Genomic DNA, 22,582 nt, shown 5'->3' with positions numbered 1-22,582 from the left:
AGGATCAAGGGACGAGACAAACATGGCAATTCGTAAGTACAAGCCGACCACTCCCGGTCGTCGTGGCGCGAGTGTCTCCGATTTCGCGGAGATCACGCGCTCGACACCGGAGAAGTCGCTCATCCGCCCGCTGCACGGCCGCGGTGGCCGCAACGCACACGGCCGCATCACCACCCGTCACAAGGGTGGCGGTCACAAGCGCGCCTACCGGCTCATCGACTTCCGCCGCAACGACAAGGACGGCGTGCCGGCCAAGGTCGCTCACATCGAGTACGACCCCAACCGCACCGCCAACATCGCGCTGCTGCACTTCGCAGACGGTGAGAAGCGCTACATCATCGCGCCGAAGGGCATCTCGCAGGGTTCGCCCATCGAGTCGGGTGCCACGGCCGACATCAAGCCCGGCAACAACCTGCCGCTCCGCAACATCCCGACGGGTACCACCATCCACGCGGTGGAGCTTCGTCCGGGTGGCGGCGCCAAGATGGTCCGCTCCGCCGGCGCCGGTGCTCAGCTCCTCGGCAAGGAAGGCGCCTACGCCACGCTGCGTATGCCGTCCGGTGAGATCCGTCGAGTCGACGTGCGCTGCCGCGCCACCGTCGGCGAGGTGGGCAACGCCGAGCAGTCCAACATCAACTGGGGCAAGGCCGGCCGCATGCGCTGGAAGGGCAAGCGCCCGACCGTCCGTGGTGTCGTCATGAACCCGGTCGACCACCCGCACGGTGGTGGCGAGGGCAAGACCTCCGGTGGTCGCCACCCGGTCAGCCCCTGGGGACAGCCGGAAGGCCGTACCCGCAAGAACAAGCCGAGCGATCAGCTCATCGTCCGCCGCCGCCGCACCGGCAAGAACAAGCGATAATCAGGAGGGAGTAGCAGATGCCACGCAGTCTGAAGAAGGGCCCGTTCGTCGACGACCACCTCCTGAAAAAGGTGGACGTTCAGAACGACAAGGGCACGAAGCAGGTCATCAAGACCTGGTCACGCCGCTCGACCATCACCCCCGACTTCATCGGTCACACCTTCGCCGTCCACGACGGTCGCAAGCATGTCCCGGTGTTCGTCTCGGATGCCATGGTCGGACACAAGCTCGGTGAATTCGCGCCGACGAGGACCTTCAAGGGTCACATCAAGGACGACCGGAAGGCGAAGCGGCGATGACCAACTTCACCCCCACCGACAACCCGATCGCCCGGGCCACGGCCAAGCACGTTCGCGTGACGCCGATGAAGGCCCGTCGCGTCGTGGACCTGGTCCGCGGTAAGAGCGTCGAGGATGCCCTGAACATCCTCAAGTTCGCACCGCAGGCCGCCAGCGAGCCCGTCGCCAAGGTCGTTGCCTCGGCAGCGGCCAACGCGGAGAACAACCTGGATCTCGATCCGAGCACGTTGATCGTCTCGGCTGCATTCGTCGACGAGGGCGCGACCCTCAAGCGTTTCCAGCCTCGTGCCCAGGGTCGTGCGTTCCGCATTCGTAAGCGCACATCTCACATCACGGTCATCGTGGAGAGCCTGCCCAAGACCGGCGGCTCGACACGTGGTCGCCGGAAGGGAGCTCAGTAGTGGGCCAGAAGATCAACCCGCACGGCTTCCGCCTCGGCATCACGACCGACTGGAAGTCCCGCTGGTACGCAGACAAGCAGTACGCGGAGTACGTCAAGGAAGACGTGCAGATCCGCAAGCTCCTCGCCACGGGCATGGAGCGCGCCGGCATCGCCAAGGTGGAGATCGAGCGCACCCGTGATCGGGTTCGCGTCGACATCCACACCGCGCGTCCGGGCATCGTCATCGGTCGCCGCGGCGCCGAGGCGGATCGCATCCGTTCCGAGCTCGAGAAGCTGACCGGCAAGCAGGTCCAGCTGAACATCCTCGAGGTCAAGAACGCCGAGTCCGAGGCGCAGCTCGTCGCACAGGGTGTGGCCGAGCAGCTCTCGAACCGTGTCGCGTTCCGTCGTGCGATGCGCAAGGCCATCCAGTCGGCCATGCGTCAGCCGAACGTCAAGGGCATCCGCGTTCAGTGCTCCGGTCGCCTCGGCGGCGCGGAGATGAGCCGTTCCGAGTTCTACCGCGAAGGTCGCGTTCCGCTGCACACGCTGCGTGCGGACATCGACTACGGCCTCTACGAGGCGAAGACCACCTTCGGTCGCATCGGCGTGAAGGTCTGGATCTACAAGGGCGACATCGTCGGTGGCAAGCGTGAAGCTGTCGCCGCCGCTGCTCCGGCAGGCGATCGTCCCCGTCGTGAGCGTCCGTCTCGTCCGCGTCGCAGCGGTGCCTCGGGCACCACGGCGACCAGCACCGAGGCCGGCCGCGCAGCGACCGCAACCGCTGATGCACCCGCTACGACCGAGCAGAAGGAGGGCTGACGCATGTTGATCCCCCGTCGGGTCAAGCACCGCAAGCAGCACCACCCCAAGCGTTCGGGTGCCGCCAAGGGCGGAACTCAGGTGACCTTCGGTGAATACGGCATCCAGGCTCTCGAGCCCGCCTACATCACCAACCGTCAGATCGAGGCAGCCCGTATCGCCGTCACCCGCCACATCAAGCGTGGTGGCAAGGTCTGGATCAACATCTACCCGGACCGTCCGCTCACGAAGAAGCCTGCCGAGACCCGCATGGGTTCCGGTAAGGGTTCGCCGGAGTGGTGGGTCGCCAACGTCAAGCCCGGCCGCGTGCTCTTCGAGCTCAGCTACCCGGACGAGCAGATCGCTCGTGAAGCACTGACGCGCGCGATTCACAAGCTGCCGATCAAGGCACGCATCATCACGAGGGAGGTTCAGTTCTGATGGCTACCGGTACCCCGGCTGCCGAGCTCCGCGAGCTCGGCGACGAAGAACTGATCACCCGCCTTCGTGAGTCGAAGGAGGAGCTGTTCAACCTCCGCTTCCAGATGGCCACCGGCCAGCTGGACAACAACCGTCGGCTGCGCGTCGTCCGCCACGAGATCGCGCGCATCTACACCGTGATGCGCGAGCGTGAGCTCGGGCTCGCCGCAGGTCCTTCCGAGGACACGGCAGGTGACGCAGCATGAGCGAGGAAACAGTGACCACTGAAGAAGCACGCAACAGCCGGAAGACACGTATCGGTTACGTCGTCTCCGACAAGATGCAGAAGACGATCGTCGTCGAGCTCGAGGACCGTGTGAAGCACGCCCTCTACGGCAAGATCATCCGACGCACCACCAAGGTCAAGGCCCATGACGAGAACGGAGTCGCCGGCGTCGGCGACCGCGTTCAGCTCATGGAGACCCGCCCCCTGTCCGCCACGAAGCACTGGCGACTGGTCGAGGTCCTCGAGAAGGCCAAGTAACACCTGCTGCACCCATGGACGACCCCGCACTCCTCGTGAGTGCGGGGTCGTTCTGCGTCCGGCACCGTCGCTACGATGGCCGGACGAGAGGGGATGCGCATGGATGCTGTGGTGCAGTTCGCCGGCCAGTACTGGTGGCTGTGGTTCGTCTTCGGCGGGTCCATCGCGGGGGCGGCCAAGGCGGTCGGCGCCGCGAACGAGCGCCGTGCGGATCGTCGCCTCGAGCGGTACCGCATCAAGCAGGAGGCCAAGGTCGCGGCGCTCGAACTGACCAAGGCCTCGAAGCAGGATGCGGACGCGCAACGTCGGTCCGTCGAGAAGGCGCTCGCGGAGCACGACGACGTGAACGCTCGGTGGTTCGCCTACGAGACCGACGTCATCAACCTGCTCGAGTTCCCGATGATGACGAACATGCGCGACCCGATGACGGTGGCCTTCCATCGCGCCAAGCTCGAGGCCGATTCCCTCCGGCCGTCGGCGGCGGACGAGCTGGTCGACGATCCGGAGGCGCAGCGGCTCTACCGCTCGGCCGTGCACGACTACGCCGTGGCGTTCACCGCCGCCGAGTCCGAGGCCAAGCGTCGTCGACGCGGGAACTTCAGCGAGGCGGAGCAGAACCGTCTCACCCGCGCACAGTCGCTGCTGCGCATGGCCTTGGACGGCGCCTCGACCCCCGCCGAACGACAGGCGGCGTACCGCAAGGCGCGCACCGAGCTCGAGGGCCTGGTGACGCTGCCGACGACCGCGTACGCGCAGATCGAGCAGCGGATCGCGGGGGCGTTGGAGGCATAGGTCAGCGCGTGACGTCCACGTCGTCGACCGCCACCGTCTCACCCCGGCGATGCGCCATGTAGTCGCGCAACTCCCGCCTCACCACGGGAAGCAGCAGGTACAGGCCGATGATGTTGACGAAGGCCAGCGCGAACAGCGCCGCGTCCGCGAAGTCGAGTACGGATCCCAGCGACAGCACCGTGCCGACGACGGTGAACAGGCAGAAGGTCACGTTGAAGCTGTGCTTGGCGAGGGCGCTCCGGCCGAAGAGGGACGTCCACGCCTGCGACCCGTAGTACGCCCACGTGATCGCGGTGGACAGCGCGAAGAGGGCGACCGCGACGGTCAAGATGTACGGGAACCAGGGGAGGACCGTCTCGAAGGCGTCGGAGGTCAGCGTGACGCCACCGGCGGGCAGTTCACCGGTCTCGGCGACGACTGCGCGCTGGTCCTGCCATGTCTGCGTGTTGGCGATGACGATGGTGAGGGCGGTGGCCGTGCAGATGACGACCGTGTCGATGAACGGCTCGAGCATGGCCACGAATCCCTCGGTGACCGGGTGGCGCGTCTTGACGGCCGAGTGGGCGATGGACGCCGATCCGAGTCCTGCCTCGTTCGAGAACGCAGCGCGCTGGATTCCGATGATCATGACGCCGAGGACGCCTCCGGTGACACCGGAGGGAGAGAAGGCACCTTCGAAGATTGCCGTGAAGGCCCCGGGGACCTGCTCGACGTTCACGCCGATGACGATGGCGCAGGCGACGATGTAGATGATCGCCATCGAGGGGACGAGCTTCGCCGTCACGGCCGAGATCGACTTCATGCCGCCGATGATGACGAGACCGATGACCACCGCAACCACGAGTCCGAACGCGAACTTGGCACCGTCCGAGCCGAGAAAGCCGTCGTCGCCGCCGGTGACGCTACGAACCTGGGCGTAGGTCTGGTTCGCCTGGAACATGTTGCCGCCGGAGATGCCGAAGAAGATGATGATGACGGCGTAGACAGTCGCCATGATCTTGCCGAGTCGGCTCATGCCGCGTTCTGCGAGGCCCTTGGTCAGATATTTCATCGGGCCGCCGGAGACGGTGCCGTCCTCGTGGACGTCGCGGTACTTCACGCCCAGGGTGCATTCGACGAACTTGGTGGCCATGCCGAGGAACCCGGCGAGGATCATCCACAGCGTGGCGCCGGGGCCGCCCAGCGTGACCGCGACCGCCACGCCGGCGATATTGCCCAGTCCGACGGTGCCGGACACGGCGGCCGTCAACGCGCGGAAGTGACTCACCTCGCCGGGCGCGTCCGGGTCGTCGAACTTGCCGCTGACCAGTTCCACCGCGTGTTTGGCGCCACGGATCTGCAGGAACTTGAACGTCGCGGTGAAAATGAGTGCAGCTGCGAGCAGCCACAGCACCACGAGCGGGACCGACGCGCCGGCGATGTTCACCGAGTAGAAGACGACACCGGACACCGCCTCGGTGATCGGTTCGAACGCCGAGTTGATCGCATTCTCGATGGAACTCAGGGTGCCGCCATCGGCTGCAAGGATCCGGGGTACGGAAGTCATGTCTCATTCGACCCCGGCATCCCGGATCCTGCACGCCTTCAGGCGTGTCTGACCGATCCTTTACCTGATCTTGACCTCAGACCAGACGCTTCTCGGGACTCACCGTCTTCGAGGGGTCCTTCTCGACGATGTCACCGAGTGCCTCGTCGATCTTCGCGAGCACGTCGGCGTCGAGGGTGACGTCCTGCGCCTTGACGTTGTCGGCGATCTGCTCGGGACGGGAAGCTCCGACGAGAGCGGCCGCGATGTTGTCGTTGGCCAGCACCCAGGCGATGGCGAGCTGGGACATCGTGATGCCCAGGTCGTCGGCGATCGGCTTCAGCTTCTGCACGCGCGTCAGCGTCTCGTCGTTCATGTAGCGCGAGATCATGTCCGCGCCGCCCTTGTCGTCGGTCGCGCGCGAGCCCTCGGGAAGCGGCTGTCCGGGAACGTACTTGCCCGTGAGGACGCCTTGAGCCAGCGGCGACCAGACGATCTGCGAGATGCCGAGTTCCTTGGACGCCGGGACCACGTCGGACTCGATGACGCGCCAGAGTGCCGAGTACTGAGGCTGATTGGAGACGATGGAGAATCCGCGCTGCCGGGCGAGTGTCTGCGCTTCGCGCAGCTGGTCCGCGGTCCACTCGGACACGCCGATGTACAACGCCTTGCCCTGCTGGACGACGTCACCGAAGGCGGCGATGGTCTCCTCGAGCGGCGTCTCGTGGTCGTAGCGGTGTGCCTGGTACAGGTCGACGTAGTCGGTGCCGAGGCGTCGGAGCGAGTTCTCGATGCCCTCGAAGATGTGTTTGCGCGAGAGCCCCGTGTCGTTCGGGCCCTTCTCGCCGACCGGGAAGTACACCTTGGTGAAGATCTCGAGACCTTCACGACGTTCGCCCGCCACCGCCTTGCCCAGCACCGTCTCGGCCGCGCCGTTGGCGTAGACGTCCGCGGTGTCGAACGTCGTGATGCCGGCGTCGAGAGCTGCCTTCACGCAGGCGGTCGCGACGTCGTTCTCCACCTGCGACCCGTGGGTGAGCCAGTTGCCGTAGGTGATCTCGGAAACCTTGAGTCCGCTGTTGCCCAGAAATCTGTAAGCCATGCGAACAACGCTACTCGCGGGCCGGCGCGCGGACCTCCTCCCTCACTCGCGAGCCAGCGCGAGGACCTCTTCCTCGGTCGGCGGGCTCTTCGGGTGGAAGGTGAGGCACAGCGGAGTGGCCGTGCGCCGGAACTCCGAACCCTCGACCGCCGCGTAGAACTGACCTGCGGGCAGACGTCCGACGTCGGGCACGGAGCCGCCCTTGGCGCGCGCCATCTCCTGCGCCGCCTGGATCTGGGCGGGACTGTTCAGCAAGCCGTAGAACTGCGTGGCCGCGTTTCCGGCGATGCGGTTGTGCAGCCCCTTGGGTGCCTGCGTCGCGAAGACGAGCCCCAGGCCGTACTTCCGGGCCTGCGACGCGAGTGCGAGCGTGCTGTGCGTGGCCGGTGTCGCCTTGTCCGAGGGCGCATAGTTCTGCGCCTCGTCCATGACGAAGAGTCCGCCGAGCGGTCGATCACCGGCCGGATTCTTCTTGATCCAGGCGAACAGACCCATCTGCAGCTGATTGACGAAGCTCTGCTTCTGCTCCTCGGTGGTGAGCCCCGAGAGGTTGATGACGGACACACGCGCCTTCTTCCCCTCGGTCGGGGTGAGCAGCACACCCGGATCGACGGGTGTGCCGGACCCGGCGAACATCGGGTCGTTCGTCATCGCGGCCTTGAGGTTCTCGGCGAGATCGGCCGCGATGCGCACGGCGTCACGCAGATCACTGGCGTCGGCGGGGAGATTCTCCAGCAGGTCGACGAAGTCCGACATGTCGCCGGCCGCGCGCCGCCCGAACCCGTCGAGTGCCGCGCGCAGCACCGCCTGGCGGTGCTTCGCCTTCTCCGTGGTGCCCGTCGCCAGTGCGGCGGGAGCCAGCGCCGCGAGGCCGGACTCGACGGACGCGTCGAACTCGTCCTTGTCGTTGACGACGCTGGCGAAGTCGGGGAGCGGCTGGAAACTGAGCGGCCGACCCGACGACTTGCGCGGAGTCCAGATGACGACGTCCGTGTCCCGTAGGTAGGCAGCAGCTTTCGCCTCGTCGCCCGGCGGCCACGTGCGCTCGTCCTCCGGCCACGGTGTCCCGAGGCGGGCGAGGTCGTTGTTGATGTCCAGCACGATCGACGAGACACCGTGCAGGGCACACTCCTCGACCAGCCGGCGGATGAGGACGGTCTTGCCGCTGCCCGATCCGGCGAAGATCGCCGTGTGCTTGCGCAGCGCCTCGAGCGGGATGCGGACCTCGGCGTTGGTACTGAGCTCCGTCCCCATCTCGATCTGCTCCCGGCGCGGAGTGGATGCGGGAGCCTGCGACACCTCGGGTTCGATGAGTGCCTGATCGTCGTCGACGACGCTCGCGTCGGGCAGCACCTCGCGGAACAGCGCGATCTCGTGCGCCGGCTTGCGAGCGAGCAGCCACGACGTGAGGGCCGGCGAGTTCTCCGACCGAAGAGTGCCCAGGGCGTGCAGGGAGCGGCGATCGTCCTCGCTCAGCGGTACCTCGACACCACCGGCGCGGTGCAGCGCCGCCACGGTCTGTTCCGTCTTCGCACCCTTGGGCCAGGGCGCGTTGCGGATGAGGATCAATCGACGGCGCGGCATGTCGATGTGCAGACCCGCCGCGGTGACGGCCCGCTCGATACGAGCCAGTGCCGCACGGGCATTGGTGGAGGAGACGGCGCGGAAGCACCAGTGTTCCTCGTCGTCGGTGTCGCTGTCGACGGTGTGGCGCAGCCGTGCGTGCAGTGCCGGGCGGCCGCTCGGCGGAGGATCCTGCGCGAGGCTGTCGTCGGACGACTGGTGCTCGTGGATCCAGGCGTCGAGGCCGGCGGAGAGCAGTGCCGGGACGAGGCTGTCCTCGGTGCCGGGCTCGAGGGGCGTCGACACGTCCGCGGCGCTGCGCAACTGGCTGTAGCGCTCGTCGAGAGCCTCGAGCTCGGAACGCTTGGCCGTCGGCAGCGACGGTGCGTCCGATCCGCCTCCGCTGGAGGCGAAGTCGGTCAATTCCGTCGCCACGCCGGTCTCGAGGCAGTGACGGATGTGCTTGTCGACGGCGATGAGCAGCTGGCGGGGAGTGAAGTCCGGCGCCTTGTCGAACGCGTCGACGGCCACCGGCCACGTCGGGTGCGGGGTGGCGAAGCCGACCTCGCGGAAGCACGCCTCGAGGCGACGCTCGAGCAGCAGGCGGCCGACGTCCGACGACGGGATCGGCTTGAGCCGCTGCGTCACCCGGAACCGGTCACGCATCGGTGCGACCCCGCGAGCGGCGATCAGATCCCACGCGCTCGACAGCGCGGACAACACGGAAGCGGTGCGCGGCAACGTCTCGCGGAGAGTCATCAGACCGTGGGCGAGCTGCTCGACCACCTTGTCCTCCTGCTCGTCCGCGTAGTCCTTGTCGGCGCCGGTGCGCGCCTGCGCGACGAGGGTGTCGATCTGGTCGATGGCGAGGATGGTCGGGCCCGTGATCGCGAGCAGTCGGGAGATGTTCTCCGCGATGCCCTGGTGTCCGAGCTCCGCGCGGCGGATGCCCCACGACTCGAACTCGTCGGCATCGACGTCGTCGATCGACTGCAGGTAGGCGTCGCCGATGTCCTGCACGGCCGCGTCGGGTGCGATCGAGAGGACCAGGGCACGCAGGGTGTGCTGGGAGGTCCGACGATGGCGGGGATGGGCCTTGTAGACCCCGGTGACGAACTCGTTCAGCGTGTCGGCGTCGATCATGGTCTCGCCCATGACCTGTCGCCGCTGGTCCTCGCTTGCGCCGGCGATCTCGCAGAGCCGTCGCAGGACCAGGCGGAGCTGGCTGTCGTCATCGCGACCCGACGGGCGGTTCAGGTCGTCCAGCATGCCCATCAGCGTCGAGCGCCAGAAACCCGCGGCGTCGAGGAGCCGGATGAGGAAGAAGTAGCCGCCGCGCGACTGCACCTCCTCGCGGACCTGTCCGAGAAGATGCGTCTTGCCGGAACCCGCGGGGCCCTGCACGACGACACCGAGCGGACTGGCGTCGTCCGAGTTCTCGGCGTCGGTGTAGGCACTCATGACCTCGGTGAACACCCGCTCGTGCATCCCGGGCACGTGGACGTCCGACTGGGACCGCCACACGTCGTCGGGTGTGGGGGCCCAGCTCAGCCGCACCGACTCGAGAGCGCGGATCTGTTCGGACTTCGTGGTCGTCATCGTGGAGCCGCCCATCACTGTTCGATCGCCAAGAGGTGGTTCTGCTGGTTGCCGACGTCGACGGCCGCGGCGCGGTCCTCGTCGGTCAGGGTCTTCTGGTTCTCCTCGGGGATGAGGGAGACGTCGGGGGCGCGCCGCAGCCGGGCGAGGGCCTCGTCGAGATCCGCGCGCGAGATGTCGGACAGGGCGGGCCGCAGACGCGACAGCCGCACCCAGGCTCCGGGCTCGCGAGCGAGGTCCGCGTACGTCGACCGGATCCGCTGCTCGACGTCCGCGGCGGACAGTTCACTGCGGACCGCAGGGGCGACGATGGCGTTGGGTGGGGTCGGCGGCGCCGTGATCGACGTCGGGGTGTCGCGCGGGAAGAAGACCTCGGCGGGGCGGACGTCGTCGCGATGGAACCATCGACCGAGGCCGGCCATGACGGTGAAGAGGGCCTTGCCGGGGCCGGCCGCACCTTTCGGCGCCTGCGTGCCCATCAGGTCGGAGCAGTGCTTCCAGCCCTTGTCGGTGAGCTCGACGGTCATCGTTCGACCCTGCTTGCCCACCTCGATCAGGCCGAGCGACACGAGGTGGTCCCGGTGGGGCTTCTTCAACTCGGGCCCGAGCGTCGACAGTTCGGGGTTGCGCACTGCGCGTGCCTCGGCCATCAGCACCATCAGCACGGACACCTCGGTGCCGGTCAACTCGTTCGCGCTCACGTGGGAGTCCCCTTCGATCGTCGTCGGTGCAGTGCCTGTTCGATCATCGTCATCACGCTCTCGTGATCCGCCAGCACGTCCTCGTTGGTGAACCGCAACACGATCCAGCCGTGCGTCTGCAGCAGGTTGTCGCGTGATCGGTCGTCGGCGAACTGCGCACGCGCACGATGCTCGTGGCCGTCGATCTCGATGGCGACCTTCTCATCGACCCACGACACGTCCAACGTGAACGGTCTGCTCAACGTCGTCGGCCGGACGGAGCGGTTGTGGCGTCGGCCCGCCGCCCACTCGCGGGTGGAGAGGACGCGATCGAGCAGGATCTCCGCCGCGCTGGCCGCGTGCGGACGCCCCTCGACGGGTGGGTAGCTCAGCGGGCGGAAGCGGTCGACGATGGTGTCCACGTCGTCCGGGGTCGACGGGGTGCGCACGGTCAGCACCGAGAACCTGTCCACAGCGGGTGCACCGGCGCCGGTCAGCCAGACTCCCGTCCCGGTGCTGCACAACCATTCCGCGGCGGTCGCCACCGCTGCCGGGTCGCTGTCGGCGGGGACGTCCACGACGAGGACGGCGCGCTCTCGCCCGTGGACGTCGGCGATCACGCGGACGGCACCGGCGGCGCGGGTCTCGCGAGCGAAGGAGTCGACACGCAGGGGACGGCCTGACGTCGACGCGCCCGCGAGATGGGCGAGGTACGGACCGAAGTGTTCGCTCGTCGACGCCCACTGCCGCGCTCGGGTCCGCGCCGCATCGTGCGCCAGCGACGAGCGGTCGCCGACGTCGCCGGGCAGCAGGAAGGGGACGAGGTCGAGTGCGGCCTGCTCGATCGCGCCGACGACGGCGTCCACCATCTCCGACGCGGAGCCGTTCGACAGGGTGAAGAAGAGTGCGGCCGGAGCATCGGACGGCAGCGGGTCCACCGACTCGGCGAGATCGCGCATCGCGGCGCCGGACAGTCGCACGACCCGGTCGAGCGGGGCGTCGTGCCACCAGGGCACCGCGGTGTCGACGCGTGTGGTCACGTCATCACCCCCGCCCTGGTATCGAGATCGACCGGACCGGCCACCGCCCCGCGGCCGATTTCGACCGACTTCAGGCCTGCCCTGTCGGTTACCATCCCCGAAACCGTACCCGGGGACGGGAACCCGTGTCGCGCGGGTCACCGTCCGAGCAGGCCACCCAGCGCGCCGCCGACACCGGCCTGCTGCCCGCCGCCCGTGCCGCCGACGAACCCGCCGGGCGGCTGCTCCGACGGCTGTACGACGACGAATCCCTGCCCGGAGAACTGCAGGGTGAAGCGTTCGCCGGTGCTGCGGCCGATGAGGGTGCCGAAGTTGAGCTGATCGTTGCTCTTGACCGAGGTCTGCAGGCTCGACGACCACGCGACCGCGGCCTGCGGATCCGCGAAGGTGGGCTGGTCGACGTTCAGGACGACGGGTTGCCCGTCGGTGGTGATGGCGATGCGCCCCTGTCCGGTGAAGATGCAGTTGAACAGGCCCGCGTTGCTGCTGGCGGCCGCACCCTGGACCCGGCCGATGCGGTACGACAGCGACGAGTCGAACGCGAGCACGTTGGCGCCGTTGATGGTGAGACCGTCGCTGCCGTCGAGGTCGATGATGTGCACGTCCTGGGCGGCGTTCGCGAGGAAGAGGTCGCCGCGACCGGACACCTTCATCAGCGGCACACCCTCGCCCGTCACCGTGCGACGGATCATGTTGCCGATGCCGCCGGATCCCTGCGCCTCGAACTTCAGGTCGCCCTGGTAGGCCACCATCGATCCCGAGCGCGCCATGATCTCGCCGTTCATCGCGACGCGGGCCATCTTGCTGCCCTGCTTCTGGATGCCGACTCCCTGGACCTCGGCGTTGGTGGGGGCGAACAGTTCACTTCTCACGGCCAGTGCTCCCTGCGTCGGTACGGGTGGTGGTGGTGGTGCTGTGGTGGGGACGACGGTCGGTGCCGGTGCCGGTGCCGGTGCCGGTGCCGGTGCCGGTGCCGGTGCCGGTGCCGGTGTCGGGGTGGTGGTCGGCGCGGGCTCGTCGTCGACGGTGATGCCGAAATTCGTCGCGATGCCCGCGAGTCCGTCGTCGAAGCCCTGGCCCACGGCGCGGACCTTCCAGGCGTCGCCGCGTCGGTAGATCTCGACGCACACGACGGCGGTCTCGCTCGTGAGTCCGCTCATCCGGAACGACAGGTCGGGCCCGATGGAGATGGTCGGCTCCAGGCCGCCGAACGTGGTGGGTCCCGATCCGTCCAGGCTGGCGGTGACGGCCACGGTGTCGACGTCGCGGGGCACCGCGCGGGTGTCCACGCGGATTCCGCCGCTGCCGTACGTCACGCCGGGGCCGACCGGGTTGTTGAAGAAGACGAGGTCCGCGTCCGATCGAACCCGGCCCGCGGAGTTCAGCAGTAGCGCCGAGACGTCCACGGCGGCGCCGGACACGGAGATGTCGAGGCTGTCCGAGGGTGCGGGGCGGTTCTCCCCCCGTGCGAGGCTGTCCACGGACCTCAGTGTGCCACCGGCGCCTGACAGAGTCCTGTGCCGTCGTCGCGGTGAAGGATTTGGATCCCGTCCGCGTGTTCCCTACACTAGAGCGGTTGCCCGTGGTAGACGCATGCGTCGGCCAGGGCCACAGACCGCGCGCGTCGGGTCGGTATCCGCCGCGTACGTACATCCAGGTCACTAGGAGACCCATGATTCAGCAGGAGTCGCGGCTTCGCGTCGCCGACAACACGGGTGCCAAGGAAATCTTGTGCATTCGCGTTCTCGGTGGCTCGTCACGCCGTTACGCCGGGATCGGCGACGTCATCGTCGCCACCGTCAAGGACGCGATCCCCGGTGGAAACATCAAGAAGGGCGAGGTCGTCAAGGCCGTCATCGTCCGCACCACGAAGGAGCGTCGCCGCGCCGACGGTTCGTACATCAAGTTCGACGAGAACGCTGCCGTTCTCATCAAGCCTGACAACGACCCCCGCGGTACCCGCATCTTCGGCCCGGTCGGCCGCGAGCTGCGTGAGAAGAAGTTCATGCGCATCGTGTCGCTGGCTCCGGAGGTGTTGTGAGATGAAGGTGCACAAGGGCGACACGGTTCTCGTCATCTCCGGTAAGGACAAGGGAGCGAAGGGCAAGGTCATCACGGCCTACCCCGAGACCTCCAAGGTCCTCGTCGAGGGCGTCAACCGCATCAAGAAGCACACCGCTGTCTCGGCCAACGAGCGCGGCGCCTCCTCGGGCGGCATCGTCACGCAGGAAGCCCCCATTCACGTTTCCAACGTCGCGGTCATCGACTCGGACGGCAACCCCACCCGCGTGGGCTACCGCACCGACGACAACGGCAAGCGCGTTCGGATTTCCCGTAAGAACGGGAAGGACATCTGATGACGACCACCGAGAACAAGATCGTTCCGCGCCTGAAGACTCGCTACCGCGAGGAGATCAAGGACGCGCTGAACACCGAGTTCGAGTACGCCAACGTCATGCAGATCCCCGGCATCGTCAAGGTCGTCGTCAACATGGGTGTCGGCGACGCCGCCCGTGACGCGAAGCTGATCAACGGTGCGGTCGCAGACCTCGCCGCGATCACCGGCCAGAAGCCCGAGATCCGCAAGGCTCGTAAGTCCATCGCGCAGTTCAAGCTCCGCGAGGGCATGCCCATCGGCGCGCGCGTCACGCTGCGCGGCGACCGTATGTGGGAGTTCCTGGACCGTCTCGTGTCCATCGCGCTTCCCCGCATCAGGGACTTCCGTGGCCTCTCGGGCACGCAGTTCGACGGCAACGGCAACTACACGTTCGGCCTGAACGAGCAGTCGATGTTCCACGAGATCGACGTCGACAAGATCGATCGCCCTCGAGGCATGGACATCACCGTCGTCACGACGGCCACCAACAACGACGAAGGCCGCGCGCTGCTCAAGCACCTCGGCTTCCCGTTCAAGGAGAACTGAGCGTATGGCTAAGAAGGCACTGGTCAACAAGGCCAACAAGAAGCCGAAGTTCGCGGTTCGTGCGTACACCCGCTGCCAGCGTTGCGGCCGTCCGCACTCCGTGTTCCGCAAGTTCGGCCTCTGCCGTATCTGCGTGCGCGAGATGGCGCACCGCGGCGAGCTCCCCGGAGTGCACAAGTCTTCCTGGTGAGACAAGCCTCCTGGTGATCTGATCACCTGATCCATCCCGACAGGCCCGAGCCATCACGGCTCGGGCCTGTCGGCGTTCACGAGCGCAGTGCGTCGAGGATCTTCGCGAGTCGTGCGGACCGTGTCTCCGGCTTCTTCGCACCGGTCAAGCCGAGAGCCGCCTGATTCTGCTTCGTGTACGACCATGCCTTCCACGCCGCAGCGGCGCCGGCGTCGGCCGCGAGCGCGTCCGCGAGATCCGGCGGGACGTCGACGGCACGAACAGCGTCGTCGAGGTCGATGTCGAGGTCGTACTCCCTGCCTGGTTCGATTCCGGCGTCGCGGCGACGATCCTGGCTCATCCCCAGCCAGTACTCGTCACCCATCCGCGTGATCGACGAGCGATACGTGAATCCGGAGACGGTCACCGTCACCTTGGGCCGCTTCCCGCCGCCGAGTGCGTCCACCGTCTCGTCGGGGATTCTGAATCCCGCGGTGGCACCGCCGGTCGCCACCAGGTCTGCTCGTACCTTCATGGTCTGTTCCTCTCCGCGTGTCTCCCGCTGTATGCCTCGCGCCGGCGCCTCACCGGGCCTAGTGTTGCGCGACGGGGGAGCGAGCGGAGGAATCATGACTCAGACCGCGGAGACCGAGACCTCGGCCACGCCGGAACTCAAGCGGGTCCTCGGACCCGGGCTGCTGTTGCTCTTCATCGTCGGCGACATCCTGGGCGCCGGCGTCTATGCCGTGACAGGCGACATGATCGCCAATGTCGGCGGAATGGCATGGCTGCCGTTCATCCTCGCCTTCGTCGTGGCGACACTGACCGCGTTCTCCTATCTGGAGCTGGTGTGCAAGTACCCGCAGGCCGCTGGTGCCGCGCTGTACACGCACAAGGCCTTCGGCATCCACTTCGCGACGTTCCTCGTCGCGTTCGCCGTCATCTGCTCCGGCATCACCAGCGCCTCGACGTCCTCGAACGTGGTGGCGGGCAACCTGTTGGCCGGGCTGCACGAGACCTTCAGTACCGAGGACGGCATCGGGTGGTTCGACGTACCCACCGGTGACACAGCGCAATTGGTGGTCGCACTGGCCTTCATGCTGCTGCTCGCGGCGATCAATCTGCGCGGCGTCGGCGAGTCGGTCAAGTTCAACGTGATCCTGACGATCATCGAGATGGCGGCACTGGCCATCGTCATCGCGATCGGCTTCGTCGCGGTGGGAAGTGGCAGCGCCGAGGGCGACATCGCCAATCTCGTCGTGTTCGACGACGCCAACGAGAAGGGCTGGTTCCTCGCCGTCACCATCGCGACCACCATCGCGTTCTTCGCGATGGTCGGCTTCGAGGACTCGGTGAACATGGTCGAGGAGACCAAGGAGCCCGAGAAGATCTTCCCGAAGATGATGCTCTCCGGACTCGGTATCGCCTGCCTCATCTACGTTCTCGTCGTCGTCGCCGTGATCGCGGTCCTGCCGCTGGACTACGACTCCGGCAGCGAGGGCATCCTGCTCCACGTCGTGCGTCTCGGCGCTCCGGGACTGCCGATCGACGAGATCTTCCCGTACCTGACGGTGTTCGCCGTCGCCAACACCGCGCTCATCAACATGCTGATGGCGAGTCGGTTGATCTACGGTCTCGGGCGTCAGCGCATCCTGCCGAAGTCGCTGAGCGCGGTTCTGCCGACGCGTCGCTCGCCGTGGGCGGCCATCATGTTCTCCACCGTCATGGCACTGGTGCTGATCGTGGTGGTCAACCAGCTGCAGGGGAACTCGGTCGTCAGCGCCCTGTCCGGAACCACCGGGCTCCTGCTGCTCTGTGTGTTCGCGGTGGTCAACGTCGCCAACCTGGTGCTCAAGCGCAAGAAGGAGACGACGGGCTTCAGCGCGCCGCTGTGGGTTCCGGTGACGGGCGGCACGCTCTGCCTGTTCCTCGTCGGACCGTGGGCGCGGACGGATGCGCAGATGATCCAGTACCGCATCGCCGGCGCGATGCTGCTCCTCGGTGTGGCGCTCTGGGTGGTGACGTTCTTCGTCAACCGTGCCACGCAGGGCAAGTCGCGCTTCATCGACGTGGACGCGCTCGACCGCGACGAGAAGGCGAACCTCGGTGACCGGGTGCGCGATCGGGGAGACGGCACGGACTGAGCTCGTGGCGCACGCTCACGCCGCCGAGCGCACACCCTTTCGGTGGAGCGCACACCCTCTACTGCCGACTGCAGAGGGTGTGCGCTCGGGGGAAAAGGTGTGCACACCCCGTGCAGCTCAGGAATGCGCTGCGCCGGCGAACTGCTCACCGTTGTCGCGATGCGCACACCCGGTGCAGCGCTGCACTACGGTGTCGCGCCACCGAGCGCACACCCTTTCGGTGGAGCGCACACCGTCTGCTGCCGACTGCGGAGGGTGTGCGCTCGGGGGAAGATGTGTGCACACCTCGTGCAGCTCAGGAATGCGCTGCGCCGGCGAACTGCTGACTGTTTTCGCGTAGCGCACACCCGGTGCAGCGGCATCGCGCCACCGAGCGCACACCCTTTCGGTGAAGCGCACACCCTCTACTGCCGACTGCAGAGGGTGTGCGCTCACCTGAAGAGGTGTGCACACCCCGTGCAGCTGAGGACATGCGCCGCGCGACCAGGCGACACCCCGTGCAGCTCTGCACCACGCCCCGCGACGAACCGCACACCCTCCTCGTGAAGCGCACACCCCCTACCGCCGACTGCAGAGGGTGCGCGCTCACCACAATGGGTGTGCACACGCCCAGCAGCACCGGCACCACCCGCCCTACCTGCACCGATTTGGTTCCCGCAGGTCACTCCCTTACACTTGACCGGTTGCCCGGGTACCGTCATGCCTGCATACGACCCGAGCTACTCAGGTTTCTTGCCATGATGCTCGAAACACCCGCCAGTGCTCACGTCTGCACTGGCAGGAGCGCAACCCCTGACCGGCAACAGTCGGTCAGGACAGAACACTTCGCTGTAGGCCCACGACGGGACGAGTCAGGCCCTGCTACCAGGGCACCAGCTCGCGCGTGCTGCATGGGAACCGCTGCGAGAAAGGGCCATGAACTCTGTCATGACCATGACCGACCCGATCGCAGACTTCTTGACGCGTCTGCGCAACGCCAACTCGGCGTACCACGATCAGGTGAAGCTGCCTCACTCGAAGATCAAGGCGAACATCGCCGAGATCCTCAAGCGTGAGGGCTACATCTCCGAGTACCGCACCGAGGACGCCGAGGTGGGCAAGACCCTCATCGTCGACCTCAAGTACGGTCCCAGCCGCGAGCGCAGCCTCGCCGGTGTGCGACGGGTGTCCAAGCCCGGACTGCGTGTGTACGCAAAATCCACCAATCTGCCCAAGGTGCTCGGCGGCCTCGGCGTGGCGATCATCTCCACGTCCACCGGCTTGCTGACCGATCGCCAGGCGGCCAATCAGGGCGTCGGCGGCGAAGTCCTCGCGTACGTCTGGTAAGGGAGGCCACCACTATGTCGCGTATCGGAAAGCTTCCTGTGACAGTTCCCGCCGGAGTCGATGTCACCATCGCCGGCCAGGACGTCACCGTCAAGGGACCCAAGGGCACCTTGAGTCTCACCATCGCCGAGCCGATCTCCATCGCCAAGAACGATGACGGATCCCTCTCGGTCAACCGGCCGGACGACGAGCGTCGTAGCCGCTCGCTCCACGGCCTCTCGCGCACTCTCGTCGCGAACCTCATCACGGGTGTGACCACCGGTTACACCACGAAGATGGAGATTCACGGCGTCGGTTACCGCGTGGCACTGAAGGGCAGCGACCTCGAGTTCGCTCTCGGCTACAGCCACCCGGTGCCGATCACGGCGCCCGACGGCATCACCTTCGCGGTCGAGACGCCCACCCGATTCTCGGTCTCGGGTATCGACAAGCAGAAGGTCGGCCAGATCTCTGCCAACATCCGTCGTCTCCGTCGTCCCGACCCGTACAAGGGCAAGGGCGTTCGGTACGAGGGTGAGCAGATCCGCCGCAAGGTCGGAAAGACAGGTAAGTGATGAGCAACTCCGCAGCAACGAAGGGTTCCGACGCGAACCCGAAGCGCATCCCGCTGGGCAAGGACGCTTCCACGCGTCGTCGCCTGTCCAAGACGCGCCGCCACTTCCGTCTTCGCAAGAAGGTCTCCGGAACCGCCGAGCGTCCCCGTCTGGTCGTCAACCGTTCCTCGCGTCACCTGCACGCACAGCTGATCGACGATCTGACCGGCCGCACTCTCGCGTCCGCGTCCAGCATCGAGGCCGATGTGCGCGCGACCGAGGGCGACAAGAAGGCCCGTGGCGCGAAGGTGGGCGCTCTCATCGCCGAGCGTGCCAAGGCGGCCGGCATCGAGGCAGTGGTCTTCGACCGCGGTGGCCACGGTTACGCCGGACGCATCGCGGCACTCGCCGATGCAGCTCGCGAAGGCGGGTTGAAGTTCTGATGACCAACGCAGCGAAGATTCAGCTCATCAACGGAAGGACAGCCTGATGCCGGGACGTCAACGGCGTGACGGCGGCAGCGGACCCGCCGGAGCCAACAGTGGACCCAACGCGGCCGGAGGTGACAACCGTGGCGGTGGAGACAACCGCGGCGGCGGTCGCGGCGGTCGCGACCAGCGTGGCGGAAACGCCCCGGAGAAGAACAACCTCGAGCGCGTAGTCGCGATCAACCGCGTCTCCAAGGTCGTGAAGGGTGGTCGTCGCTTCAGCTTCACCGCCCTCGTGATCGTCGGAGACGGCAACGGACTGGTCGGCGTCGGCTACGGCAAGGCCAAGGAAGTACCCGCAGCCATTCAGAAGGGTGTCGAGGAGGCTCGCAAGAGCTTCTTCCGCGTCCCGCTGATCGGTAGCACGATCACACACCCCGTCCAGGGTGAGGCTGCGGCCGGTGTGGTCATGCTGCGCCCGGCAAGCCCCGGTACCGGTGTCATCGCCGGTGGCGCGGTGCGTGCCGTGCTCGAGTGTGCAGGTGTCCACGACATCCTCGCCAAGTCGCTGGGTAGCGACAACGCGATCAACGTCGTGCACGCCACCGTTGCGGCTCTCAAGAGCCTGCAGCGTCCGGAAGAGGTCGCGGCACGTCGTGGTCTGCCGATCGAGGACGTCGCTCCCGCCGGCATGCTGCGCGCTCGCGCCCAGGCAGCAGCAGGAGCAGCTCATGGCTGACCTCAGAGTGACCCAGATCAAGAGCACCATCGGTCAGAAGAAGAACCAGCGTGACAGCATTCGCACGCTGGGCCTCAAGAAGATCCGCCAGTCGGTGATTCGCGAGGACACCCCGCAGACCCGCGGGCTGATCAACGTGGTGCGTCACCTCGTCGTCGTTGAGGAGGTCACCAAGTGACCATCAAATTGCATCATCTTCGCCCCGCACCGGGTTCGAAGAGCGCCAAGATCCGCGTCGGTCGTGGTGAAGGCGGAAAGCGCGGCAAGACCGCAGGTCGTGGCACCAAGGGCACGGGCGCTCGCAAGAATGTCCCGGCCGGCTTCGAAGGTGGCCAGATGCCGATCCACATGCGGCTGCCGAAGCTCAAGGGCTTCACCAACCGCAACCGGGTCGAGTACCAGGTCGTGAACCTGGTCGACATCGAGCGACTGTTCCCCGAGGGTGGCGAGATCTCCAAGGACGATCTGGTCGCCAAGGGTGCGGTGCGCAAGAACCGTCTCGTCAAGATCCTGGGCGACGGCGACCTGTCGGTGAAGGTGTCCATCACCGCCGACAAGTTCACCGGCAGTGCCAAGGAAAAGATCAACGCAGCCGGCGGATCCGTCACCGAGTTGTGAGTCGGGCGGTCCGCCCGCTCCACGAGCGGGCGGACTTCCGGCAGTACGGACCGATGGCCGTGGTACGACTTTCGTGCTGCGGCCATCGGCCGTTCGGCGCCGTGGTGCGTCCTGTCCGGCTGGGCAGGGCTGCGCACTCCGCGGCGCTGTTAGAGTTCGACGGGGTGCCCGTGCGCCCCGACCATCTCCCTCGTTAGTCACCCCGTCCAGGAGGATCGTTGCTTTCCGCCTTTGTGTCGGCCCTCAGGACACCTGACCTGAGACGGAAGATCCTCTTCACTCTCGGCCTCATCGCTCTGTACCGCTTCGGCGCGACGCTGCCGTCGCCCGGTGTCGACTACGGCAACGTCCGTCAGTGCATCGACCAGGTGTCGGGCGGCGACTCCGCCGGTATCTACTCGCTGATCAACCTGTTCTCGGGCGGCGCGCTCCTGCAGCTGTCCGTGTTCGCGATCGGCATCATGCCCTTCATCACCGCGAGCATCATCGTCCAGCTCCTCACCGTGGTCATCCCTCGGTTCGAGGAACTCCGCAAGGAGGGCCAGGCCGGCCAGGCGAAGATGACGCAGTACACGCGCTATCTCTCCATCGCGCTGGCGATTCTGCAGGCCACGGGTCTCGTCGCTCTCGCTTCGCGCGGGCAGCTGCTGCAGGGCTGCAACCTCGACATCATCGCGGACTCGTCCATCTTCGGACTGATCACCATCGTGCTCGTCATGACCGCGGGTGCTGCCCTGGTCATGTGGTTCGGTGAGCTCATCACCGAGCGCGGCGTCGGCAACGGCATGTCGCTGCTCATCTTCGCCGGCATCGCGTCGCGCATCCCGTCCGAGGGCAAGTCGATTCTCGACAGCCGCGGCGGCATCGTCTTCGCGCTCGTCTGCCTCGCCGCTCTCGCCATCATCATCGGCGTCGTCTTCGTCGAGCAGGGCCAGCGGCGCATCCCGGTGCAGTACGCCAAGCGCATGGTCGGCCGCCGCATGTACGGCGGCTCGTCCACCTACCTGCCGCTGAAGGTCAACCAGGCCGGTGTCATCCCGGTGATCTTCGCGTCGTCGCTGCTGTACCTCCCCAATCTCATCGCCCAGCTGACCAATGCCAGCACGGCGGCGGATCCGAGTTGGTGGCAACGCGCCATCAACACGTATCTGGTGAACCCGGCGAACCCGGTGTACATCGCGATCTACTTCGGCCTCATCGTCTTCTTCACCTACTTCTACGTCGCCATCACGTTCAACCCCGAGGAACGTGCCGACGAGATGAAGAAGTACGGCGGATTCATCCCGGGCATCAGGCCGGGACGTCCGACGGCCGACTACCTCAATTTCGTTCTCAGCCGCATCACGCTGCCCGGTGCCATCTACCTCGGCACCATCGCTGTGCTTCCCAACCTGTTCCTCGACATCGGTAACTCCGGTGGCGCCCAGAACCTGCCCTTCGGCGGAACCGCGGTGCTCATCATGGTGAGCGTGGGACTCGACACGGTGAAGCAGATCGAAAGCCAACTGATGCAGCGCAACTACGAAGGGTTCCTCAAGTGAGACTCGTCCTCCTCGGTCCTCCCGGAGCAGGCAAAGGTACGCAGGCGACGCTGCTGTCGGAGAAGCTGGGAATTCCCCACGTCTCGACGGGCGATCTCTTCCGCGCGAACATCGGACAGAAGACGCCCCTGGGCATCGAGGCCAAGAAGTACCTCGACGCCGGCGACCTGGTCCCCAGTGCGCTGACCGTGGACATGGTGCGCGACCGTCTGGCCGAGCCCGACGCCACCAACGGCTTCATCCTCGACGGCTTCCCCCGATCGACCGATCAGGCCGACTCCCTCGCCTCCATCCTCGAGGACGCGGGCACGACGCTGGACGCCGTCGTCTCCTTCGTCATCGACGAGGACGTCGTGGTCGAGCGAATGCTCGCCCGTGGGCGCGAGGACGACAAGGAGAGCGTCATCCGGAACCGGATGAAGGTCTACCGCGACGAGACGGCTCCGCTGCTCGAGTACTACAAGGGCCACGGCCGCCTCGTGACGGTCGACGCTGTCGGCGAGGTCGAGGACGTCAACAAGAAGGTCATCGACGCGATCCAGGGCGACGACTGAC

The 22,582-nt window shown here is 66.6% G+C and carries 28 protein-coding genes; 21 read left to right on the top strand and 7 right to left on the bottom strand.

The window, feature by feature from the left end; all coding sequences use genetic code 11:
• The first annotated feature begins 22 nt into the window (after positions 1-22).
• The 8 genes from rplB to JOE30_RS00350 all read left to right on the top strand — a co-directional run bounded on the left by rplB (position 23) and on the right by JOE30_RS00350 (position 4,097).
• Positions 23-859 carry a 50S ribosomal protein L2 gene (gene rplB / locus JOE30_RS00385; protein ID WP_027504649.1) on the top strand — a complete coding sequence of 279 codons (837 nt, stop codon included), beginning with the start codon at positions 23-25 and terminating at the stop codon, positions 857-859.
• Positions 860-876: 17 nt separating this feature from the next.
• Positions 877-1,158, top strand: coding sequence for a 30S ribosomal protein S19 (rpsS, locus tag JOE30_RS00380; protein ID WP_027504650.1), 282 nt, complete (start codon positions 877-879; stop codon positions 1,156-1,158).
• Positions 1,155-1,559, top strand: coding sequence for a 50S ribosomal protein L22 (gene rplV, locus JOE30_RS00375; protein WP_027504651.1), 405 nt, complete (start codon positions 1,155-1,157; stop codon positions 1,557-1,559). The genes rpsS and rplV overlap by 4 nt, the downstream gene beginning before the upstream one ends.
• Positions 1,559-2,362 carry a 30S ribosomal protein S3 gene (gene rpsC, locus JOE30_RS00370; protein WP_027504652.1) on the top strand — a complete coding sequence of 268 codons (804 nt, stop codon included), beginning with the start codon at positions 1,559-1,561 and terminating at the stop codon, positions 2,360-2,362. The genes rplV and rpsC overlap by 1 nt, the downstream gene beginning before the upstream one ends.
• A 3-nt stretch (positions 2,363-2,365) precedes the next feature.
• Complete coding sequence (gene rplP, locus JOE30_RS00365) at positions 2,366-2,782, top strand: 50S ribosomal protein L16 (protein ID WP_027504653.1); 417 nt, start codon at positions 2,366-2,368, stop codon at positions 2,780-2,782.
• The gene (rpmC, locus tag JOE30_RS00360) at positions 2,782-3,027 is read left to right on the top strand and encodes a 50S ribosomal protein L29 (RefSeq protein WP_027504654.1); all 246 of its coding nucleotides are present in this window, start codon (positions 2,782-2,784) and stop codon (positions 3,025-3,027) included. The genes rplP and rpmC overlap by 1 nt, the downstream gene beginning before the upstream one ends.
• The gene (gene rpsQ / locus JOE30_RS00355) at positions 3,024-3,305 is read left to right on the top strand and encodes a 30S ribosomal protein S17 (RefSeq protein ID WP_042575434.1); all 282 of its coding nucleotides are present in this window, start codon (positions 3,024-3,026) and stop codon (positions 3,303-3,305) included. The genes rpmC and rpsQ overlap by 4 nt, the downstream gene beginning before the upstream one ends.
• A 99-nt stretch (positions 3,306-3,404) precedes the next feature.
• Entirely contained in the window at positions 3,405-4,097 is a 693-nt protein-coding gene (locus JOE30_RS00350) for a hypothetical protein (RefSeq protein ID WP_204870642.1), read from the top strand.
• Position 4,098: 1 nt separating this feature from the next.
• On the opposite strand, the gene JOE30_RS00345 is transcribed toward JOE30_RS00350, so the two are convergent.
• The 6 genes from JOE30_RS00345 to JOE30_RS00320 all read right to left on the bottom strand — a co-directional run bounded on the left by JOE30_RS00345 (position 4,099) and on the right by JOE30_RS00320 (position 13,096).
• Positions 4,099-5,643, bottom strand: coding sequence for a sodium:alanine symporter family protein (locus JOE30_RS00345; protein WP_239532450.1), 1,545 nt, complete (start codon positions 5,641-5,643; stop codon positions 4,099-4,101).
• 76 nt (positions 5,644-5,719) lie between these two features.
• Entirely contained in the window at positions 5,720-6,724 is a 1,005-nt protein-coding gene (locus JOE30_RS00340) for an aldo/keto reductase family protein (protein ID WP_204868934.1), read from the bottom strand.
• Positions 6,725-6,766: 42 nt separating this feature from the next.
• Positions 6,767-9,886, bottom strand: coding sequence for a helicase HerA domain-containing protein (locus JOE30_RS00335; RefSeq protein ID WP_204868933.1), 3,120 nt, complete (start codon positions 9,884-9,886; stop codon positions 6,767-6,769).
• Between the two features lie 14 nt (positions 9,887-9,900).
• Positions 9,901-10,587, bottom strand: a complete 687-nt coding sequence (locus JOE30_RS00330) for a hypothetical protein (protein WP_204868932.1) — start codon at positions 10,585-10,587, stop codon at positions 9,901-9,903.
• Positions 10,584-11,606 (bottom strand): DUF559 domain-containing protein, encoded by a 1,023-nt coding sequence (locus JOE30_RS00325; RefSeq protein WP_307806007.1) that lies wholly within the window; start codon positions 11,604-11,606, stop codon positions 10,584-10,586. The genes JOE30_RS00330 and JOE30_RS00325 overlap by 4 nt, the downstream gene beginning before the upstream one ends.
• Positions 11,607-11,743: 137 nt before the next feature.
• Positions 11,744-13,096: an AIM24 family protein gene (locus tag JOE30_RS00320; protein WP_204870636.1), complete on the bottom strand. Its 1,353-nt coding sequence runs from the start codon at positions 13,094-13,096 to the stop codon at positions 11,744-11,746.
• Between the two features lie 182 nt (positions 13,097-13,278).
• On the opposite strand from JOE30_RS00320, the gene rplN reads away from it, so the two are divergent.
• Genes rplN through JOE30_RS00300 form a run of 4 tightly spaced genes read left to right on the top strand, consistent with a single transcriptional unit; the run spans position 13,279 to position 14,719 of the window.
• Positions 13,279-13,647 (top strand): 50S ribosomal protein L14, encoded by a 369-nt coding sequence (rplN, locus tag JOE30_RS00315; protein ID WP_027504662.1) that lies wholly within the window; start codon positions 13,279-13,281, stop codon positions 13,645-13,647.
• A gap of 1 nt (position 13,648) precedes the next feature.
• Positions 13,649-13,963, top strand: coding sequence for a 50S ribosomal protein L24 (gene rplX, locus JOE30_RS00310; RefSeq protein WP_027504663.1), 315 nt, complete (start codon positions 13,649-13,651; stop codon positions 13,961-13,963).
• Positions 13,963-14,529, top strand: coding sequence for a 50S ribosomal protein L5 (rplE, locus tag JOE30_RS00305; protein WP_027504664.1), 567 nt, complete (start codon positions 13,963-13,965; stop codon positions 14,527-14,529). The genes rplX and rplE overlap by 1 nt, the downstream gene beginning before the upstream one ends.
• 4 nt (positions 14,530-14,533) lie before the next feature.
• Positions 14,534-14,719 (top strand): type Z 30S ribosomal protein S14, encoded by a 186-nt coding sequence (locus JOE30_RS00300; RefSeq protein ID WP_027504665.1) that lies wholly within the window; start codon positions 14,534-14,536, stop codon positions 14,717-14,719.
• Between the two features lie 76 nt (positions 14,720-14,795).
• On the opposite strand, the gene JOE30_RS00295 is transcribed toward JOE30_RS00300, so the two are convergent.
• Positions 14,796-15,233 carry a YdeI/OmpD-associated family protein gene (locus JOE30_RS00295; protein ID WP_204868931.1) on the bottom strand — a complete coding sequence of 146 codons (438 nt, stop codon included), beginning with the start codon at positions 15,231-15,233 and terminating at the stop codon, positions 14,796-14,798.
• A gap of 94 nt (positions 15,234-15,327) precedes the next feature.
• Here JOE30_RS00295 and JOE30_RS00290 point away from each other — a divergent pair, with 94 nt between their 5' ends.
• From JOE30_RS00290 to JOE30_RS00250, 9 genes are all read left to right on the top strand, one after another.
• Complete coding sequence (locus JOE30_RS00290) at positions 15,328-16,842, top strand: APC family permease (protein WP_204868930.1); 1,515 nt, start codon at positions 15,328-15,330, stop codon at positions 16,840-16,842.
• 927 nt (positions 16,843-17,769) lie between these two features.
• A complete protein-coding gene (gene rpsH, locus JOE30_RS00285) occupies positions 17,770-18,168 on the top strand; it encodes a 30S ribosomal protein S8 (RefSeq protein ID WP_027504667.1) in 399 nt (132 codons plus the stop codon).
• Between the two features lie 14 nt (positions 18,169-18,182).
• Positions 18,183-18,722, top strand: a complete 540-nt coding sequence (rplF, locus tag JOE30_RS00280; RefSeq protein ID WP_204868929.1) for a 50S ribosomal protein L6 — start codon at positions 18,183-18,185, stop codon at positions 18,720-18,722.
• Positions 18,722-19,144, top strand: coding sequence for a 50S ribosomal protein L18 (rplR, locus tag JOE30_RS00275; RefSeq protein WP_204870634.1), 423 nt, complete (start codon positions 18,722-18,724; stop codon positions 19,142-19,144). Before rplF ends, rplR begins: the two co-directional genes overlap by 1 nt.
• A 46-nt stretch (positions 19,145-19,190) precedes the next feature.
• Positions 19,191-19,868, top strand: a complete 678-nt coding sequence (gene rpsE / locus JOE30_RS00270; RefSeq protein ID WP_204868928.1) for a 30S ribosomal protein S5 — start codon at positions 19,191-19,193, stop codon at positions 19,866-19,868.
• Complete coding sequence (rpmD, locus tag JOE30_RS00265; RefSeq protein WP_027504671.1) at positions 19,861-20,046, top strand: 50S ribosomal protein L30; 186 nt, start codon at positions 19,861-19,863, stop codon at positions 20,044-20,046. Before rpsE ends, rpmD begins: the two co-directional genes overlap by 8 nt.
• Positions 20,043-20,486, top strand: a complete 444-nt coding sequence (rplO, locus tag JOE30_RS00260; protein WP_027504672.1) for a 50S ribosomal protein L15 — start codon at positions 20,043-20,045, stop codon at positions 20,484-20,486. The genes rpmD and rplO overlap by 4 nt, the downstream gene beginning before the upstream one ends.
• A 218-nt stretch (positions 20,487-20,704) precedes the next feature.
• A complete protein-coding gene (secY, locus tag JOE30_RS00255; RefSeq protein WP_204868927.1) occupies positions 20,705-22,027 on the top strand; it encodes a preprotein translocase subunit SecY in 1,323 nt (440 codons plus the stop codon).
• A complete protein-coding gene (locus JOE30_RS00250; RefSeq protein WP_204868926.1) occupies positions 22,024-22,581 on the top strand; it encodes an adenylate kinase in 558 nt (185 codons plus the stop codon). Before secY ends, JOE30_RS00250 begins: the two co-directional genes overlap by 4 nt.
• Position 22,582 lies beyond the last annotated feature (1 nt).

Origin of the sequence: Rhodococcus sp. PvP016 (assembly GCF_017832185.1) — a bacterium.
Taxonomy (GTDB): domain Bacteria; phylum Actinomycetota; class Actinomycetes; order Mycobacteriales; family Mycobacteriaceae; genus Rhodococcoides.
This window is presented reverse-complemented; position numbering and strand designations above follow the sequence as displayed.

Bases quoted from the DNA above. Each gene is read 5' to 3' on its own strand.
- rpmD (WP_027504671.1), top strand. From the start codon at position 19,861: ATGGCTGACCTCAGAGTGACCCAGATCAAGAGCACCATCGGTCAGAAG.
- rplP (WP_027504653.1), top strand. From the start codon at position 2,366: ATGTTGATCCCCCGTCGGGTCAAGCACCGCAAGCAGCACCACCCCAAG.
- JOE30_RS00290 (WP_204868930.1), top strand. From the start codon at position 15,328: ATGACTCAGACCGCGGAGACCGAGACCTCGGCCACGCCGGAACTCAAG.
- rpsE (WP_204868928.1), top strand. From the start codon at position 19,191: ATGCCGGGACGTCAACGGCGTGACGGCGGCAGCGGACCCGCCGGAGCC.
- JOE30_RS00340 (WP_204868934.1), bottom strand. From the start codon at position 6,724: ATGGCTTACAGATTTCTGGGCAACAGCGGACTCAAGGTTTCCGAGATC.
- rplX (WP_027504663.1), top strand. From the start codon at position 13,649: ATGAAGGTGCACAAGGGCGACACGGTTCTCGTCATCTCCGGTAAGGAC.
- rplB (WP_027504649.1), top strand. From the start codon at position 23: ATGGCAATTCGTAAGTACAAGCCGACCACTCCCGGTCGTCGTGGCGCG.
- JOE30_RS00345 (WP_239532450.1), bottom strand. From the start codon at position 5,643: ATGACTTCCGTACCCCGGATCCTTGCAGCCGATGGCGGCACCCTGAGT.
- JOE30_RS00295 (WP_204868931.1), bottom strand. From the start codon at position 15,233: ATGAAGGTACGAGCAGACCTGGTGGCGACCGGCGGTGCCACCGCGGGA.
- rplV (WP_027504651.1), top strand. From the start codon at position 1,155: ATGACCAACTTCACCCCCACCGACAACCCGATCGCCCGGGCCACGGCC.
- rplR (WP_204870634.1), top strand. From the start codon at position 18,722: ATGAGCAACTCCGCAGCAACGAAGGGTTCCGACGCGAACCCGAAGCGC.
- rplF (WP_204868929.1), top strand. From the start codon at position 18,183: ATGTCGCGTATCGGAAAGCTTCCTGTGACAGTTCCCGCCGGAGTCGAT.
- rpmC (WP_027504654.1), top strand. From the start codon at position 2,782: ATGGCTACCGGTACCCCGGCTGCCGAGCTCCGCGAGCTCGGCGACGAA.
- rplE (WP_027504664.1), top strand. From the start codon at position 13,963: ATGACGACCACCGAGAACAAGATCGTTCCGCGCCTGAAGACTCGCTAC.
- JOE30_RS00335 (WP_204868933.1), bottom strand. From the start codon at position 9,886: ATGACGACCACGAAGTCCGAACAGATCCGCGCTCTCGAGTCGGTGCGG.
- rpsS (WP_027504650.1), top strand. From the start codon at position 877: ATGCCACGCAGTCTGAAGAAGGGCCCGTTCGTCGACGACCACCTCCTG.
- rpsQ (WP_042575434.1), top strand. From the start codon at position 3,024: ATGAGCGAGGAAACAGTGACCACTGAAGAAGCACGCAACAGCCGGAAG.
- JOE30_RS00350 (WP_204870642.1), top strand. From the start codon at position 3,405: ATGGATGCTGTGGTGCAGTTCGCCGGCCAGTACTGGTGGCTGTGGTTC.
- rpsH (WP_027504667.1), top strand. From the start codon at position 17,770: ATGACCATGACCGACCCGATCGCAGACTTCTTGACGCGTCTGCGCAAC.
- rplN (WP_027504662.1), top strand. From the start codon at position 13,279: ATGATTCAGCAGGAGTCGCGGCTTCGCGTCGCCGACAACACGGGTGCC.
- JOE30_RS00300 (WP_027504665.1), top strand. From the start codon at position 14,534: ATGGCTAAGAAGGCACTGGTCAACAAGGCCAACAAGAAGCCGAAGTTC.